This window comes from Dyadobacter crusticola DSM 16708, from assembly GCF_000701505.1.
Lineage (GTDB): Bacteria > Bacteroidota > Bacteroidia > Cytophagales > Spirosomataceae > Dyadobacter > Dyadobacter crusticola.
Map to the genome: position 1 here is coordinate 20,532 of NZ_JNJB01000006.1, position 15,981 is coordinate 36,512.

At 48.2% G+C, this 15,981-nt stretch carries 10 protein-coding genes; 9 read left to right on the forward strand and 1 reads right to left on the reverse strand.

Annotation, left to right across the window (positions count from 1 at the left end; translation table 11 throughout):
- Positions 1-18 precede the first annotated feature (18 nt).
- Positions 19-5,643 carry a hybrid sensor histidine kinase/response regulator gene (locus Q369_RS0108615; RefSeq protein WP_031527399.1) on the reverse strand — a complete coding sequence of 1,875 codons (5,625 nt, stop codon included), beginning with the start codon at positions 5,641-5,643 and terminating at the stop codon, positions 19-21.
- A 191-nt stretch (positions 5,644-5,834) separates the two neighbouring features.
- On the opposite strand from Q369_RS0108615, the gene Q369_RS0108620 reads away from it, so the two are divergent.
- The 9 genes from Q369_RS0108620 (at position 5,835) to Q369_RS0108660 (ending at position 15,974) form a co-directional block, all read left to right on the forward strand.
- The gene (locus Q369_RS0108620; protein ID WP_031527400.1) at positions 5,835-7,085 is read left to right on the forward strand and encodes a styrene monooxygenase/indole monooxygenase family protein; all 1,251 of its coding nucleotides are present in this window, start codon (positions 5,835-5,837) and stop codon (positions 7,083-7,085) included.
- 36 nt (positions 7,086-7,121) lie between these two features.
- Complete coding sequence (locus Q369_RS0108625) at positions 7,122-8,129, forward strand: class I SAM-dependent methyltransferase (protein WP_031527401.1); 1,008 nt, start codon at positions 7,122-7,124, stop codon at positions 8,127-8,129.
- Between the two features lie 48 nt (positions 8,130-8,177).
- Positions 8,178-9,395, forward strand: coding sequence for a serine hydrolase domain-containing protein (locus tag Q369_RS0108630; protein ID WP_031527402.1), 1,218 nt, complete (start codon positions 8,178-8,180; stop codon positions 9,393-9,395).
- A gap of 234 nt (positions 9,396-9,629) precedes the next feature.
- Positions 9,630-10,352 (forward strand): DUF3784 domain-containing protein, encoded by a 723-nt coding sequence (locus Q369_RS0108635; RefSeq protein ID WP_031527403.1) that lies wholly within the window; start codon positions 9,630-9,632, stop codon positions 10,350-10,352.
- Between the two features lie 59 nt (positions 10,353-10,411).
- Entirely contained in the window at positions 10,412-11,305 is an 894-nt protein-coding gene (locus Q369_RS0108640; protein ID WP_031527404.1) for an alpha/beta hydrolase family protein, read from the forward strand.
- Between the two features lie 113 nt (positions 11,306-11,418).
- A complete protein-coding gene (locus Q369_RS0108645) occupies positions 11,419-12,099 on the forward strand; it encodes a response regulator transcription factor (RefSeq protein ID WP_031527405.1) in 681 nt (226 codons plus the stop codon).
- On the forward strand, positions 12,096-13,448 hold the full coding sequence (locus tag Q369_RS0108650; RefSeq protein WP_031527406.1) for a sensor histidine kinase: 1,353 nt from the start codon (positions 12,096-12,098) through the stop codon (positions 13,446-13,448). The genes Q369_RS0108645 and Q369_RS0108650 overlap by 4 nt, the downstream gene beginning before the upstream one ends.
- 108 nt (positions 13,449-13,556) lie before the next feature.
- On the forward strand, positions 13,557-14,852 hold the full coding sequence (locus Q369_RS0108655) for a TolC family protein (protein WP_031527407.1): 1,296 nt from the start codon (positions 13,557-13,559) through the stop codon (positions 14,850-14,852).
- A 24-nt stretch (positions 14,853-14,876) separates the two neighbouring features.
- Positions 14,877-15,974 carry an efflux RND transporter periplasmic adaptor subunit gene (locus Q369_RS0108660; RefSeq protein WP_031527408.1) on the forward strand — a complete coding sequence of 366 codons (1,098 nt, stop codon included), beginning with the start codon at positions 14,877-14,879 and terminating at the stop codon, positions 15,972-15,974.
- Positions 15,975-15,981: the final 7 nt, after the last annotated feature.

Here is a 15,981-nt window from a genome sequence, read left to right on the forward strand (position 1 = left end):
AAACTTAGTAAAGAAACTTTACTCCATCTGCGCAGCAGCTTCCAGCAATTTCCCAATCTTGTACCTGAGCTTTTTTGCCTCAATCGGTTTTGTAATATAATCGTCCATCCCTGCATTCCGGCATTTCTGGGCCTCTGCGGGATTCGCATTGGAAGTGAAAGCCAGGATAGGAATATTCTTGTCCTTTTCCCGCATTCTAATTGCCTGCGTAGCCTTGTAGCCGTCCATAACAGGCATTTTTACATCCATTAAAATGATGTCAAAGCTGCCTTCATCCAACTTTTTAAGCGCAATTTCTCCATTGTCGGCAATGGTAACGCGCACATTCTGGATGATTTTCTTCAATGTTTCTTCCGCTACGACCTGGTTGAACAGATTGTCTTCTACCAGCAATACGTTCACACCGGAAAAGACTTTCTCGTTGTACTCGTCTTCCACCCGCTCGCCAGGGTTGCAGATCTCGAAGCTGAGGTTGAAGCTGAATGTGGTTCCTTTGCCTAAGGCACTGTTTACCTGCATAGTGCCGCCTTGTTCTTCAACCAGCTTTTTAGCAATAAATAACCCCAGTCCCGTCCCTGACTGCTTGGTATTCAGATCGTCATCAATGCGGGTGAATGTTTCAAAAATGAAGGCCAGCTTATCCTGCGCGATACCGATGCCGGTATCTGTTACCTCAAAAAGCAGCTCCTCGTTCTCCCGATCTTTGCTCACCACACTTACCCGGATCGAAACCGACCCATTTTCGGTGAACTTGACCGCATTGCCTGCGAGGTTAAGCAAAATCTGGTGTAGCCGGATCGGGTCGCCGATGAGCTGCGGGCTCACATCATCATCCACCGTCACTTCCAGTTTCAGGCCCTTTTCTTCTGCGATCACTTTCAGGATATAACCCAGCCGGTTCATCCGGTCGCGTACCTGGAAGGGTTTATTGACGAATGAAAATTTACCAGCCTCAATCTTGGAGTAATCCAGAATGTCGTTGATAATCGCCAGCAGGTTTTCAGAGGAATACCGGATCCCCTTTGCATACTCAGTTTGCTTCGCATTCAGAGGCGTATCAAAAATCAGCTCGGACATGCCCAGGATGGCGGTCATCGGTGTCCGGATCTCGTGGCTCATATTGGCGAAAAACTGTTCCTTAAACCTGGACTTTTCTTCTACCAATTGCTTCTGCCGTTCGATCTCTTCTTTCTGGATCTGGATTTCAGCGGTTCTGACAGCCACTTTTTGTTCCAGCTTTTCGTACAAAATCGCATTCTCAATGGAAACCGCAATTTGTCCTGATAACAGTTTCAAAAGCTGCGTGCGTTCGTTTGTAAAAACAGCCGTAGCGAGATTATTTTCCAGGTAGAGTACGCCCACAAGCTTGCCCTGGTTCAGCGCAGGAATGCATAATGCCGACCGGATTTCCCGCTTAGCGATCACAGGATCACTCTTGAAAGCTTCACTCGAAAACGCATCGTGCAGAACAACGTCGGATTTGGTTTGGAAAACGTGCTCAATAATACTGGCAGGAACTTCATCCGAGTCGGAAAGGCGCAATTTGCGGATATCGCTCACTTCGTCGATTACCGATCTTCTGGCTTCAATGTAAAGTTCGCCACCCCAGTCCAGTACAAAATACCCCGACTGTGCGCCTGCATTTTCAATCGCAAACTGCATCAGTTTTTCCATTAACCGGCTAAAAACTACTTCGCTGGAAATGGCAGTAGACGCTTTCATGAGCGTAGCCAGGTCCAACGTGGAAACAATGCTTTCGCCGTTTCTGCTTTTGGATCCAAATGCAACCAATTGCTCGGGATTATCCTGAGAAAGTCCCGAGAACGCAGCCAGTAATTGTTGCTCTTTGATAACACATCCCCATTCTTTGTAACCATCCAGTGCTGCACTGAGGTAAGTCAGTGCCATTTTCGCCTGGCCTCTCTCTTGCCAATACCGGCCGCAAAGTTCATTCGCCAGCGCGGCTTCATGTAAATGCCCGTTTTTATTACTCGTTTTTATGGCCTTATCATAGCAGGCAGCAGCTTGCTCGCTGTTCCCTTTTGCGGCGAGGATTTCCGCTTCAAGCAGATCAACGCGGTGCGCTAAATTGACTGGTATATGTCTGGAAAGCTTCCGCAGTTTATCACAATGTTTGACTGCCGCTTTTAGATGAACATGCTTTCTCCCGTCTTTGTAAACCGCGATATTGATCAGACCAAAAAAGAATGAAAAAAGTGACTCAAACTGGGTGCCGCGCACATTTGTGGCAAACCGCTCTGCTTGACCCGCATATTCCAGACCAAGTCGCATCTCACCGGAAAAATAGGCGATAGCCATTTTGTAGGCGAAACAAACAAACATCCGGGAGTTATTCTTCAATGCGAAAATGCCGGAAAATGCCGCGCCTTCATCGAAATAATCGCCGGTTAAGGTAACCGGATTTTCATTCTCACCCAGCAGGTTGGACGCGATCTGGATCAATGGTTCATTGTAGTGGGAAACGGGACCCTTGGAAAGCGATTTGGGCAGCTGGTTGTAGCGGAGCATTTCGTGCTTTACCCAATGGAGGTTTTTCCCTGAAAGCAATAAATGAAAGCTGTATGAGCTTGATGCATAGGAGCAATATTCCACGTCACCCCGTTCGACGCCGGTCTGGTAAGTGACCCGCAATGGTTCAAGCGACTCATTGATATGCTCGCCCGACGACCTGTTGACGATGTTATACACAAGCAGCGTGCGTGCTTTCGCAGCTGAATTCTCCATTCGGTCGGCCATTTTCAATGCTAAATTCCCGAACCGGTAACAAGCCTCATGATTTGTTTCAATGGCATTCACAATGGCGCCATAGGTCGCGAAAGTAATCGCTGATTCAGGTGCTATCCCATATTTAAGTGAAAGCTCAACCATTTTCAGCACCATTACGGGATATAGCTTTGGGATCGCTGAAAAGGAAGCAGCTGTGATATTTTGCAAAAGGCGCATCGCAGCCAGCTTATCGGGCAAACTCATGGCAGGCAAATTTTCGAGTTCTTCGATCTTCCTGCCTCGCATCAGCCACTTGGATTTCAGGTAAGCGGCTATCGTATGGAATGTCTTTACCCTGGATGGAAAGGTTACCTTGAGTCCGTTCAACACTTTCAGCGAGAGTTGAATGGCTTCCGAAGGCTGCTCATGAAATATCAGGCTTTGGATCTGGATATGGTAAAGCTCTATCTGGTCGGCTGAATTAATTACGTGATCCAATGCGGTTTGGGCAACTGCCATGCACGTGGCCGCGTCGCCGGCGAGATAGGCACTTTCGGCAAAATGCAAATGGAGGTCGAATGTAAGCTGATATGCATTCGTCCAATCCTCGCCAACCAGCATTTCCTGGCCCATCTTGAAGTAAGCCACTGCTACTGAATAGGCGGAGGACGACCGGGCTTTTTTACCCGCTTCTAAATTCAATCCTGCAATTTTATGCCGTTCTTCCGGCTGAGGAAAATGCTTTGGATGGTGATTGAGGTGGTTAACGATCTCAAACAGCTGGTCAAAGCGCTCGGCTGCCGAAAGTCTTTCAAGCAAAAAGTAGCCAATATTCACGTGCATTTCATCCCGTGATTCGGCAGAAAGTAGATTGTGTGCTGCCTGCTGAACCTGGTCGTGGACAAACCGGTAACGTTTTGTAGTCAAGATCGGCTGCTCCTGCTCCCGGTCGGCAGAGAGGCGCAGCAGGTTTTCCGTTACAGCCTCCCGCAGATCTTCCGCTGTTTCCTGAGGGGTTTTATCGTTCAATGCCGAAAGCATCACCAGGTCAAACTCCGAACCAATGCACGAAGCAGTTACCAGCGCCTGCCGCGCAGGTTCTGCAAGGTTGTTGATCTTCGAAGTAAGTAATTGCTGCGATGTTCCCGACAAGGTATACCCCGCTACTTCATGCTGGTCCCAAGCCCATTTGCGGTACTCTCTGCTGTAAGTTACCAGTCCATTAGAAACCAGGTCTTTGATTGTTTCCGAGACGAAAAACGGGTTGCCCAGCGTGCGGGTGAGCACGATGTCGGCAAGCTGGGCTGCAATGTTGGGCGGACATGAAAAGGTATCTGAAACCAGTTCCGTGATGTCGGCCGACTGCAACGGATACAATGTGATCAGCGACAAGCCCGAGGTTGCCGCATCCATGTCCTTCAATGCAGTGCGCAAAGGATGCGCATCTGTGAGTTCATTGTCGCGGTAGGTGCCTATGATCAGCAGATTGGAACCCGCAACAGAATAGGTAACGCGGCTTAGAAAACGCAGGCTCGAAGGGTCTGCCCAGTGAAGATCATCCAGGAAAATGACCAACGGATGTTCCTTTTTGGTAAAAACATTGATAAACTGCGTAAATACATTGACGAAGCGATTTTGCGCTTCAATGGGTGTCAGCGATTCGACAGCCGGCTGATTTCCGATAATCTTTTCCAGCTCCGGAATTACATCCACGACAATCTTTCCAAACTGTCCCACAGCTTGCAGGATCTGGGCTTTCCAGTAAGCCAGATCTCCGTGGGCTATTTTACAAACCAGTTCCTTAAAAGCCTGAATGATCGCCTCAAACGGAATATTCTGGACGTATTGATCAAACTTTCCGGTTATAAAAAGGACATGCTCTGCTTCCACCCGCGTTTGCAGTTCACGGACCAGCGAAGACTTACCAATGCCGGAGTTGCCCGAAACCAGTACCATTTTATTACAGTCACCGATTTGCCTGAAAGCGTCCAGCAGCGTCTCCATTTCACGGTCTCTACCGTAAAGTTTTCCTGCCGGACTGAAATCGCCGGGCAGATCGTGTGTGCCGATAGTGAACTGCATTCCAGAAATCCCTCTCTGTAACCCAGCCTGACAAGCTGCCAGGTCACGTCGGATCCCCGCTGTGGTCTGATAACGTTCCGAAGGTTTTTTGGATAATAATTTCAAAATCAACCCGGAAATCACAGCAGGTATTTCAGCATTGATCTCCGATGGATTTGCAGCAGAACGCGCCATATGCGCATGCACCAGTTCGTTGGGATCAGCATTTTCAAATGGTAAAACGCCGGTGAAAAGCTGGTATAACATCACTCCCAAATGATAGTAGTCCGACCGGAAATCTACCGGAATATCCATCAGGCCGCTTTGCTCGGGCGACATATACTGCAATGCCGCCAGGGAAGTATTTGCATGGCCGGGCTGGCCCGAACTGTCTCCCAAAATGGCGTTGGCTAAATCACTCAGTCTGATCTCCAAAGTTTCTTTGTTAATCAGAAAAAGGGCTGGTCTCAGGTCGGGATGTGCGATACCGGCATATTGCAGTTCTTCAATGATCTGGGTCAAAGACATGGCGATACGCAGCGCGGCGGATACAGAAGGCCGGTTTTCTGTCAGATATGCTTCGAGGTTGAACCCGTCAAAATCGTCCATTTCAAGCACCAGGTAATTTTCTGGCCGTAGCATTCGACGGTAGTTCAGTATCCGGCTGAATGCAAATGTGCTGCCGAAGGCAAATTCCTGCTCGATCTCCTGACAAGCCGGATCATTGCTGCCGTTGAAAGGAACCGCTTTCAATATCACTGCTTTATCAGTGGAGGAATCCACCGCCCGAACCATGGATTTATGGAGTTCTTCGTGTAAAACACGCACGATCCGGTATTCCTGTATGTGTATCATAACAGAGGCTGCTTGTATCTTAATGCTGTGGGAATCAAAGTCCTGCAAAGGTTAACTTTCGGCTGATAGCATCAAATCCGGTCGCCCGATTTTTATATTTTTTTATACTTTTTAAGGACTTCTTTCGATTTGGCTCCTCCGAGCCGCGTTACCTTTGTCGTGTTCAAAGTCAAATGCTAAAACACAGCGCAATGAGAAAGATAGCAATCATGGGAGCAGGACAGTCGGGGTTACACCTGGCGATCAGACTTGTTAAAAGCGGATACGATGTAACGATCATTTCAGAACGTTCCGCCGAAGATATTTTTAATGGCCCGCCAACAGGAGCTACCTATCTTTTTCACGATACGCTGCAGTTGGAGCGCGAGCTCGGACTTGATTTCTGGAATGACACAGCTTACCATTCCACCGGTTTCAATATTAATCTCGGCAAGCCGGACGGAAGTCTTGCATTAGGTATCAAATCTCGCACAAGCAAGCCAGGTGCGTCCATTGATCAGCGTTTGAAGTTTTACCAATGGATCAAGCTGTTTGAGAAACTGGGTGGGAAATTCATTGTCAGCGACACCACGCCTTCCGATCTGCTCGCCTGCACAGCCCAGTTTGATCTCGTGATTGTGTCGTCAGGAAAAGGTCCGCTGGCCAGATTGTTTACGAAAGATGAGCAGCGCTCCACGCATGAAAAGCCCGCCAGAAAGCTGATACAGCTGCATATCAATGATTTTGAACAACCTGAAAAGACCAAATTCACCTCCATTACATTGGATGCGGTCATGGGCGGAGGGGAGATCATTACCGCGCCTTTTTACCAAAAAGACGATATTCAATGTGCTTTTATCCTTGTTGAAAGTATTCCCGGCGGTCCAATGGACATTTTCGATGATGCGACCACAGGATCGGAATTGCTGGCAAGAGCCAAGGAAATGATCCGCACGCTGATGCCCTGGCGCTATCCTGCTTTCGCCAATGCAGAAGTGATCGCCGAAAACGCCTTCTTGAAAGGTGCTTTCACGCCGGTGGTCCGCAAGCCGGTCGTGCAGCTCAATTCGACTGCCGCAGTACTTGGAGTAGGGGATACTGTGATTTTAAATGACCCTATCGTAGGTCAGGGCGGTAATAATGCTTCTAAAATGGCCAATGTTTATGCCAAAGCGATCATCGCAAGAGGCAATCAGCCCTTTGATGTAGATTGGATGAATGAAACTTTTGAAAGCTTCTGGGAATACTCGAAACATGTGAACCGCTTCTCAGACATATTCCTGGCCCCGGCGCAACCGCACGTAGTAGAGCTGCTTGGAGCCGCCACTGAAAACCCTGAAATCGCTTCCGATTTTGTCAACGGCTTCAATCATCCGCCGGCATTGTTCCCCTGGCTTGACGATGCAGGTGAAGCTAAAAAATACCTGGCGAAGAAAGCCAGGAGCACAGAGCCTGCGCTATAAGCAGATTTAGATATACTCAACCGTAAAATTCCAGAAATGAACAAGCTCAACTTCGCGTCCACAGCGGATGCCGAACAGGAGAACTATGTCTCCGCTCCAACACTGCCTGCTTACCAATTTCAGTCACAAACCGTCTCGATGCTGCGCCAAATGGTTGCCAATGGCGGCCCGGAGGAAAACGACTATCCCGTTATAGACGAAATCATGCAACAATTATATCGCATGAAGCAAAACGGTCAGATAGGGAAGGTAGAAACAGCTTTCCTGCAGACCATTTTCAACGACGAGTTTCTGGCCAATACCATTCATGGCTACGTGTATCGCAAACCGTTAGGGTATGCAGGCGATTATGCGCTCATCGACATGATCTACACCTATGCCAGTTTCAACCATCCGGCTTACGAGAAATGGGACCGTTACTTTCACTATCACGCTGCCACCAGTGCGGTGCGCAACCGGAAAACGTTCTTCAAAGAAAAGCTGCATGCCAAACTGAAAAACCGCAAGTCGCCGCTGAATTTGCTGAATGTAGCCAGCGGCCCGGCAAGGGACCTCTTTGAGCTTTATCAGTCGATCGACCCGGCCATGCTGAAAACAACCTGCGTGGATATTGACTCAGACGCGATATCGTTCGCCGGAGATCTTTGCCAACCCTTTGCAGATCAGGTTCAGTTTTGTAAAAAGAACATATTGCGCTTTTCTGGCAACGAGAAATACGATGTGATCTGGTCGGCGGGTTTGTTCGATTATTTCGAAGACCGGGTTTTTATCATGGCCATCAAAAGGTTACTTACTTTCCTGAAACCGGGCGGAGAAATGCTCATCGGCAACTTCTCGGAAAACAACCCTAGCAGGGGTTATATGGAGATTTTTGGTGAATGGTTTCTTATCCACCGGAGCCCCGAAGAATTAATCCGCCTCTCCATTGAAGCGGGTGTACATCCTGCGAATATCACCGTCGAACAGGAGCCCATGGGGATCAATCTGTTTCTTAAAATCCGTAGTGCAGTACCGGCCGAATTGTCCGCACTCTGCATGAACTAATACTGCTTACTCAATTCAATTATATCCATACCAATCAATTTCTTAAAAATGAAAAATCACTTTTTTAAAGCAATTACGTTCGGCTTTGTTTTAATGTCAGGCGTATTATCAACAAGCTGCCGGGAGGACGAGCTTTTATCAGAACAGCCAACTACCGAGAAAATGGCCGACTCCACGAGGGCCGCAAAGTTCGCCGTACCCACTACCTTAGATCATGTAGAATTCGCGCGGAAAATTGAAGACTATATGGAGCCGCTGGTGGCCGGATTCGGTTATACGATTTATAACGATGGTGTAGAATATTACGGGACAAATGGCGGAGATGGCTGGGCGCGTAAGAAAGTGGACTCGCCACTGTTGTTCCACGGTGCGATTATCGAGCAGGAGATTTCCAAAGTGACCCAGTACGTTACGGCTGTCGCGGTGATCCGGGCGCTAGAAAAACATGGTCTTTCACTTGGCTCGGTAGTTTGGCCCTATCTTCCCAAATACTGGAAGCCAAGCGCGCAGTTCAAGACCCTTACTTTTGAGCGGCTTCTTGCCCACCGTACCGGTTTGATCAACTATAATGAGATTGGAAAGCTTTCACTCACGGTGTCCGGAAAGGTGAATGAAGCAATTTACAGTTCCAAGAGCATGCAAAACAATGATGTGAATTATCTGCTTCTGGGCATTATCCTGCCATATATTGAAGCCAAAAAGCTCGCTCAGCAAGGAAACAGCTCCAAACTGGCCAAGCTGGATCAGATGGACAACAACTTCGTCGAATACGGCGCACAGTTTCGCGCATTCGTGCGGACCAATGTGTTTGCGGCGGCCAAACTATCGAATGCAAATGTGATCGACTGGCAGGTATGGAATGAAAACGGTGTAGTCTCACCTTCTCTTGGAACGAAGGGATACCCGACCAAAAATGGAGACGAACCAGGTACAACCAAAGCAGTGCGCATAACGAATTGCGGGGTTACGGGTTTGTATATGAGTGCAGATCAGTTTGCCAAGTTGCAGTCGGCAGTGGCGCAGTTCAGGATTATCAGCTTTGATAACATTAACAAGATGAAGTCGAATTTACTCGGATTTGACGGCAGCGTAGCCGGCAATAAGGGTAAATACTACTGGAAAAAAGGCGAGGAAGGCAATTGTGAGGCGATGATTGTTGATTTCGGAAAAGTGCAGGTCGCTGTATTTGCCACCTCAACACACAGCGAGATTACAAATCCCGCAGTTCTTGCGAAACTTTACGAGGCTTCTTTCAAGAATCTTTAAGTCTAAGCATCACCACTAATGAAGCGATCACCAGAATGGCACTGTCCGGACTGGTGATCGCTTTTTATTTTTGCCAAAATATTCAAAACAACCCGACTATTGCTCAAATGGGAATACGGTATCAGGGAAATGCATCTGAGTACATTCAAAGCGCAGAGATTTTTTTAACCTGCTGCGTTAAAGATTAACCCCAGCTTGCTTTTGCTCAGCAATGCGCCAACCGTTTATTCGTCCATGATTTACGTAGCACTATTTTTATCGGTCATTTTCGCGTCAGTCGGCTTCATCGTGACCAAAAACAATGCGAAGTACCTGTTATCGGGCTACAACACGATGTCAGAGACGCAAAGAGCGAGCTTCAATATCGAGGGTTACCTGGCTTACTTCAAGCGTTTCCACATCTTTCTGGGACTTTCTCTTTTCTTAGGTACCGTGTTGATTAATATCATAAACAGCAACTGGGCCAGCATTTTCATGACTACATTCCCTTTAGTCGCTTACGCTTACATGGTAGTCAGGGGCACGTTCTACATGAAAGCTTCCAGCGACAGAAGGCTGGTCTCTTACGTCGCAGGCGGTATTTTGCTGGCGATAGCCGTTTTCATCGGTATAAATGCAACCAGGGATCTTCAAAGCAGCGCGCTTGTTCTGGGAGAAGATTTCATTGAAATCAAAGGTTCGTACGGAGTGAAAATCAGAAAACACGATATACGAAGTGCGCAGCTCGTGAATGAAGTACCACCTGTTTCCTATAAAATAAATGGCTTTGCTGCCGGGGATTATGCAAAGGGATCTTTCAAGCTGAAAAATGGAAAGACCGTCCGCATGTTTGTAAATAAAAAGAAGCCACCATTTCTCGTGATCAATACCAACGACGGTGAGATTTATTACAATACAGACGAAGGTAACCTGGACACACTGGCGAAGAGAATACAGATTTGGCTAAGTTTTAAATAAGATTTCTGCCAGTCGTGCCTTCTAAGCTTAATATTCATTAAATAACTACCCAGAGCTCCATGAAAAGATCAGTATTTATTGCATTCACCCTCGCTGCATTTTTGTCGGTCGGAACGCTGGCTGCGCAGGAAGCTGCTTCGAGAGTAGTTGAGGACGGCGGGACCGGGAAGTACAGCGCGATCATGATGACAGAGGCTTCGTTGCCCACGCATACTGTTTTCAGGCCGAAGAATATCGAGCAGTTTGGCAAAAAGGAAAAGCTGCCCGTCATAGCCTGGGGAAATGGCGCCTGCTTCAATTCGCCCTGGGAGCACGTGAATTTTTTGAATGAAGTGGCTTCCCACGGTTTTCTGGTAGTAGCGATCGGCGTGATGCCGAAGGAGTCCGGGGAACAAGTGAAAGGTACTTCAAAGGCAAGCATGCTGGTTGACGCGATAGACTGGGCCATCGCTCAGAACGATGACAAGAAAAGCCCGTATTACCAGAAAATCGACGTGAAGAAAATTGCCGTGAGCGGCATGTCGTGCGGTGGATTACAAACGCTTGAAGTAGCTGGCGACCCGCGGGTTGCCACCACAGTTGTTTGCAACAGCGGCATCTTCAAAAACCCGGCAACTCAGCGCCCGGGAATGCCAAATCTGACCAAAGACCAGTTAAAAAAGATCCACACACCGACGCTCTATCTCCTGGGCGGTCCATCGGATATCGCATACAACAATGGAATGGACGATTATGCCCAGATCAACCACGTTCCGGTTTTTGTGGCTAATATGGATGTCGGGCACGGGGGTACTTACAGCAAGCCTCACGGAGGCGAGTTTGCCCGGGTAGCAACTGCCTGGTACAAATGGCAGCTGAAAGGTGATAAGGATGCGGGGAAACTGTTTACCGGCAATCCGGCAGGTTTATCCCGATCAGAAGGATGGACAATGGAAAAAAAGAATATGCCTTGATGCAAGAACTTGATTGAAGACTGGCAAGCTATCGAAAGAATGCAGATACTTACATCTTAACTGCCGGCGTGTGACTTTCGTCCGTAATTTTGCCTTCTCAACAAGTAATTGAAATGAAGATACTCGTAGTTGAAGATGATCCCAGGATAAGCGGATTTTTGCAGAAAGGATTGCAGGAAGCCGGCCATTATGTGGAGTTAGCAGAGGACGGGATTGCTGCACGCAACTTTATCCAAAACGGATCGTGGGACCTTTTCATACTCGACGTAATGGTACCCGAGATCGACGGCTTACAGCTGGCGCAGCTGATCCGGTTCAGGAAAATAGATACACCCATGCTTATGCTCAGTGCATTAGGTGAGGCTGATGATAAAATAAAAGCGCTGGACATTGGTGCAGATGATTATCTGGTAAAACCCGTCCATTTTCCCGAACTGCTTTCCCGCATCAATGCGCTGAGGAGGCGCTACGAGCTGCATTATTCCAATGATAATGTATTGGTCTGCGCCGATTTGAAAGTCGACGTCGACCGCAATGTAGTGGAGCGGGCAGGCAAGGAAATCATATTATCCGCAAAAGAATTTAAATTCCTGGTTTACCTGCTTGAAAATCAGGGTAAAATAGTGACCCGAGCGCAAATTTTGCAGGTAGTCTGGGATACGAACCAGGATACCTACACCAATGTAGTAGATGTGTACATTTCCTATCTGCGCAATAAAATTGATAGTGATTTCGGCGAAAAGCTGATCAGGACGGTGAAGGGACGAGGATATATGATCACTTCTCAAAGATGAAAATCCAGCATAAGCTCACCCTGGTATCTTCAATGGTATTCGGGCTGGTCCTGACGTTTTCGTCCGGACTGATCTATCTGAATTTCATTGAGTCAGCTGAGAATATCTTTTTTGAGGAACTCGGACGCAAGGCTGCGCTTACGGCGCTGTTTTATCTGGAAGAGGATGAAATGAGCTCCAAGGAATTCAGCCGCATTGAGCAGAAATTCCTCAATGCAACTGTCAATCAGGAGATCAGGCTATACGACAGGTCCGGTAATATCCATTTCGGCAAGGCAGATCCCGATACCAACATTACCTCAAAGATACTGAGCACCATAAGGGACCGCGATCATTACAGCTTCAAGGTAGGGAGCCTGTACTATTACGCCATTTATTACCGCGATAACCAGGGTTCTTTCAGTGTGATCATCAAAGCCAATAACCCTACTTTAAGCGCCCAGGAAAATGAGTTTTTGAAAATACTGCTGACTGCACTACTGATCGGGATTGTGGTGATCGTGGTACTGAGCTATACTTTGTCGAGAGTAGCTTATCAGCCGATACGCGGCATTATCCACCAGGTGCAGTCGCTGGATATGACCGGAAAAAAGCAGATGCTGACTTACCCGAAGACCAAAGACGAGTTGGAGGATCTTTTCAAGGAATTTAATGGAATGCTTGAAAAGTCATACAAAAGCATTCAGATCCAGAAGAACTTTATTAACCATGCCTCGCACGAGCTGAAAAGTCCCCTGGCATCTATTGTGGGTAACCTGGAAGTGCTTTTGAATAAAGAGCGGTCTGTTCAGGAGTATCAGAATACCATCGGGCACGTTCTTTCCGATGCCGAGCGTCTCGGGAAAATCCTTGAAAACCTGCTCACCCTGGCCGGACTGGATCAGAGTGCCGTTGAAATGAACACGTTGGAGCGCATTGACGAGATACTCTGGGAAGTGCTTGATCAGCTGAAAGCCGAGTACCCGGGGACCATTGTCAACCTGCTCTGGCAGCTTCCCGAAGATCGCCCGGAGCTGCTTTCATTCGTCTGCAACCGCACCCAGCTTTACATAGCACTTTACAATCTGATCGAGAACGCAGCCAAATTCTCCGACGGGCAACCTGTTGACGTACAGCTGCTCGAAACCGATAACAGGCTCATGATCGAGATCCGCGACCGGGGTATCGGGATCAAAAGCGAGGATCTGGTGCATATCGCTGAACCCTTTTACCGGGGTGGCAACACTTCACACAGGAGGGGCAATGGATTGGGAATGGCCATTGTAACCCGGATTTTTGAAAAACATCAGATCGTCATGAAAATCGACTCTGCTCCCGGGAAAGGCACCGCGATTCGGATCCGTTTCTAGTCCTTTTCTCATCTACTTTTAATGTAGCTCTCACACGGATATAATGTAGGTCAAAGATTGCTCTAATGTGGCAGAGATAATTTTGTGCCTTAACATTTAGACATTTTTGTGAAAGGATATATTGCTGTACTTGTCGTAATCGCCTCCTCTTTCTTATTCCCGTTAAAAACAGCTGCCCAGGACACAATCAGAATTAACCGGAAAGAAGCAGAGGCTTTATTCCTGAATAACAACCTTGACCTGATTGCCCAAAAACTAAGCATTCAGCAGGCAGAGGCATCCATTATTCAGGCCAGATTGTGGCCAAACCCTGAATTCAGCCTGGATGAAGTGAATTTGTGGGCTACGCGGAACCAGCTTTCGTCAGGCGAAAGGATCCCGCCGCTGTTCGGGAATTTTGGTAGAAACAGGGAATTTACCGCTGAGCTTTCCCAACTTATCGAAACGGGCGGAAAACGCAGGAAGCGCATTGCGCTCGAATCCGTGTCCAGAGATATCGCCGCCACCTATTTTGCAGAGCTGATCCGCGAGCTGAAAATGCAGCTCCGCTCGGCACTGCATGAGCTCGCATTTCAGCAGGCTTACCTGAACGTACTCGAAACGCAGAATGAGGCGGTGGGCCGGCTGCTTTCCTCTTTCGAGAGCCAGTACAAGCAGGGGAATGTCAATAAGCCGGAACTGTTCCGTTTACGCGCATTGAAGCTCGAACTCGGGCAGCAGATCGTGGAATCCCAGAAGGAAATCAATGGTTTACAAAAAGACCTGACTGTGCTGCTGCATACACCCGCGAGCAGTTACCTGGTACTGGAATCGCCGGAAGCGATTGATACCAATGCATTGGCAGGCTTATCACTGGGGAACCTGACCGCGCTCGCCGCTGCCAATCGTCCCGACGGGCAGATCAGCGTTTTACAGCAGACCTACTCGCAGAAAAGGTACGATTACGAATACGCCCAGCGTAAGCCCGACCTGAATGTAGGCATGAACTACGACCGTGGCGGTAACTTCCTGCTCAACTTTTTCGGTTTTGGTTTGAAGTTCGATGTGCCCGTTTTCAACCGGAACCAGGGCGCGATCCTGGAAAGTAAGATCGGAATTAACCTGGCCAAAGTACAGGCCGACCAGACGAGCAAGCGGATCGAGGCCGAAGTGGCAGTCGCATTCAGGAACCTTCAAAGAAGCCTCAGCGCGTACCAAAACCTCGACGCTGCTTACAGCGAAGAACTGGACAATGTGCTGGCTGCCTACACGCGGTATTTTATCGAGCGCAAAGTAAACCTGGTCGAATACCTGGACTTCTTCGAAGCCTACATTTCCAATAAGCGAACGATTTTCACGACGATCAACCAGCTGCAGCAAAGCAAGGAGGAGCTGGCTTATGTCACCGGCTCGGAAATCCAGTAATCACCCTCATTTTTAATCCAAATCATGTTTAAGTCAAAGAGCACTTTCATCACATTTGCAACCCTGTCGCTCCTGCTTGCAGGCTGCTACGAGCCGAAGCAAAATGCGGAGCAGGAAACCAAGCGACCTGCTGCCATACTACCTGCAAAAATCACGACTTACCCTGCAGTCGTTGAGCCGGTAACCGAGTCGATCAGGCTGACGGGGCAGATCGAATACAACCCCAATAAGGTAGTCCGCTACGCCAGCCTGGTCACCGGCGTGATCACCAAGTCTTACATTTCCCTCGGTGATAAGGTAACGAAAGGCCAGGTTCTGGCCGAAATGCGCAGCTCAGAACTGTCCGAGCTCAATGCACAAGGCAGAGTACTGGAAACGCAGCTGACAGTAGCAGAAAGGAAGCTGGCTTCTACAAAGTCCATGTTCGAAGACCGCATTGCGTCCGAGAAAGATCTGGTGGAAGCGCAGAGCGAGACGGAGATCCTGAAATCGGAGATTGAGAAAATTAAGTCCAACCTGTCGCTTTACAATGCAAGTTCCGAAAAGGGCGTGTTCCAGATCAAGGCACCGGTGAGTGGTTATGTGGTAGAAAATAATATGTCCGACGGCACGCAGATCAGCAGCACCGAGCCTAATCTCTTTACCATTTCCGATCTGTCGGAAGTATGGGTTACTACCAATGTTTACGCCGTAGATGTACCCTTTATACAAACCGGCATGAAGGCGATCATCAAATCAAAAGCATATCCCGACGACTTCTTTGAAGGCACAATCTCGGATATCTCGCAGGTTTTCGATCCCCTGGAACGCGTGCTCAAAGCCCGGATCAGGATGTCGAACAAGAGCCTGAAACTGAAACCCGGACTGACGATAGAGGCTGTGGTGACAAAGAATTCAGGTGAAATGGCAGTCGGGATTCCTGCTGATGCCATGATCTTTTACAACAATGAAAACTACCTCCTTATACAAAGACCTGACAATACGCTCGAACCTCGAAAAGTAACGGTTGACGTGAAGGATAATGACCGGCTTTTCTTCAAAAGCGGCATTGCAGCAGGCGAGAAAGTGGTGGTCAACAACCAGTTGCTGCTGTTTTCGGAAGTCCTAACTCAGGAAAACTAACAGATAT

What these genes read in the sequence shown, in the direction of transcription:
- Q369_RS0108615 (WP_031527399.1), bottom strand. Translation starts at nt 5,643, where the DNA reads ATGATACACATACAGGAATACCGGATCGTGCGTGTTTTACACGAAGAA.
- Q369_RS0108640 (WP_031527404.1), top strand. Translation starts at nt 10,412, where the DNA reads ATGAAAAGATCAGTATTTATTGCATTCACCCTCGCTGCATTTTTGTCG.
- Q369_RS0108620 (WP_031527400.1), top strand. Translation starts at nt 5,835, where the DNA reads ATGAGAAAGATAGCAATCATGGGAGCAGGACAGTCGGGGTTACACCTG.
- Q369_RS0108630 (WP_031527402.1), top strand. Translation starts at nt 8,178, where the DNA reads ATGAAAAATCACTTTTTTAAAGCAATTACGTTCGGCTTTGTTTTAATG.
- Q369_RS0108645 (WP_031527405.1), top strand. Translation starts at nt 11,419, where the DNA reads ATGAAGATACTCGTAGTTGAAGATGATCCCAGGATAAGCGGATTTTTG.
- Q369_RS0108650 (WP_031527406.1), top strand. Translation starts at nt 12,096, where the DNA reads ATGAAAATCCAGCATAAGCTCACCCTGGTATCTTCAATGGTATTCGGG.
- Q369_RS0108660 (WP_031527408.1), top strand. Translation starts at nt 14,877, where the DNA reads ATGTTTAAGTCAAAGAGCACTTTCATCACATTTGCAACCCTGTCGCTC.
- Q369_RS0108635 (WP_031527403.1), top strand. Translation starts at nt 9,630, where the DNA reads ATGATTTACGTAGCACTATTTTTATCGGTCATTTTCGCGTCAGTCGGC.
- Q369_RS0108625 (WP_031527401.1), top strand. Translation starts at nt 7,122, where the DNA reads ATGAACAAGCTCAACTTCGCGTCCACAGCGGATGCCGAACAGGAGAAC.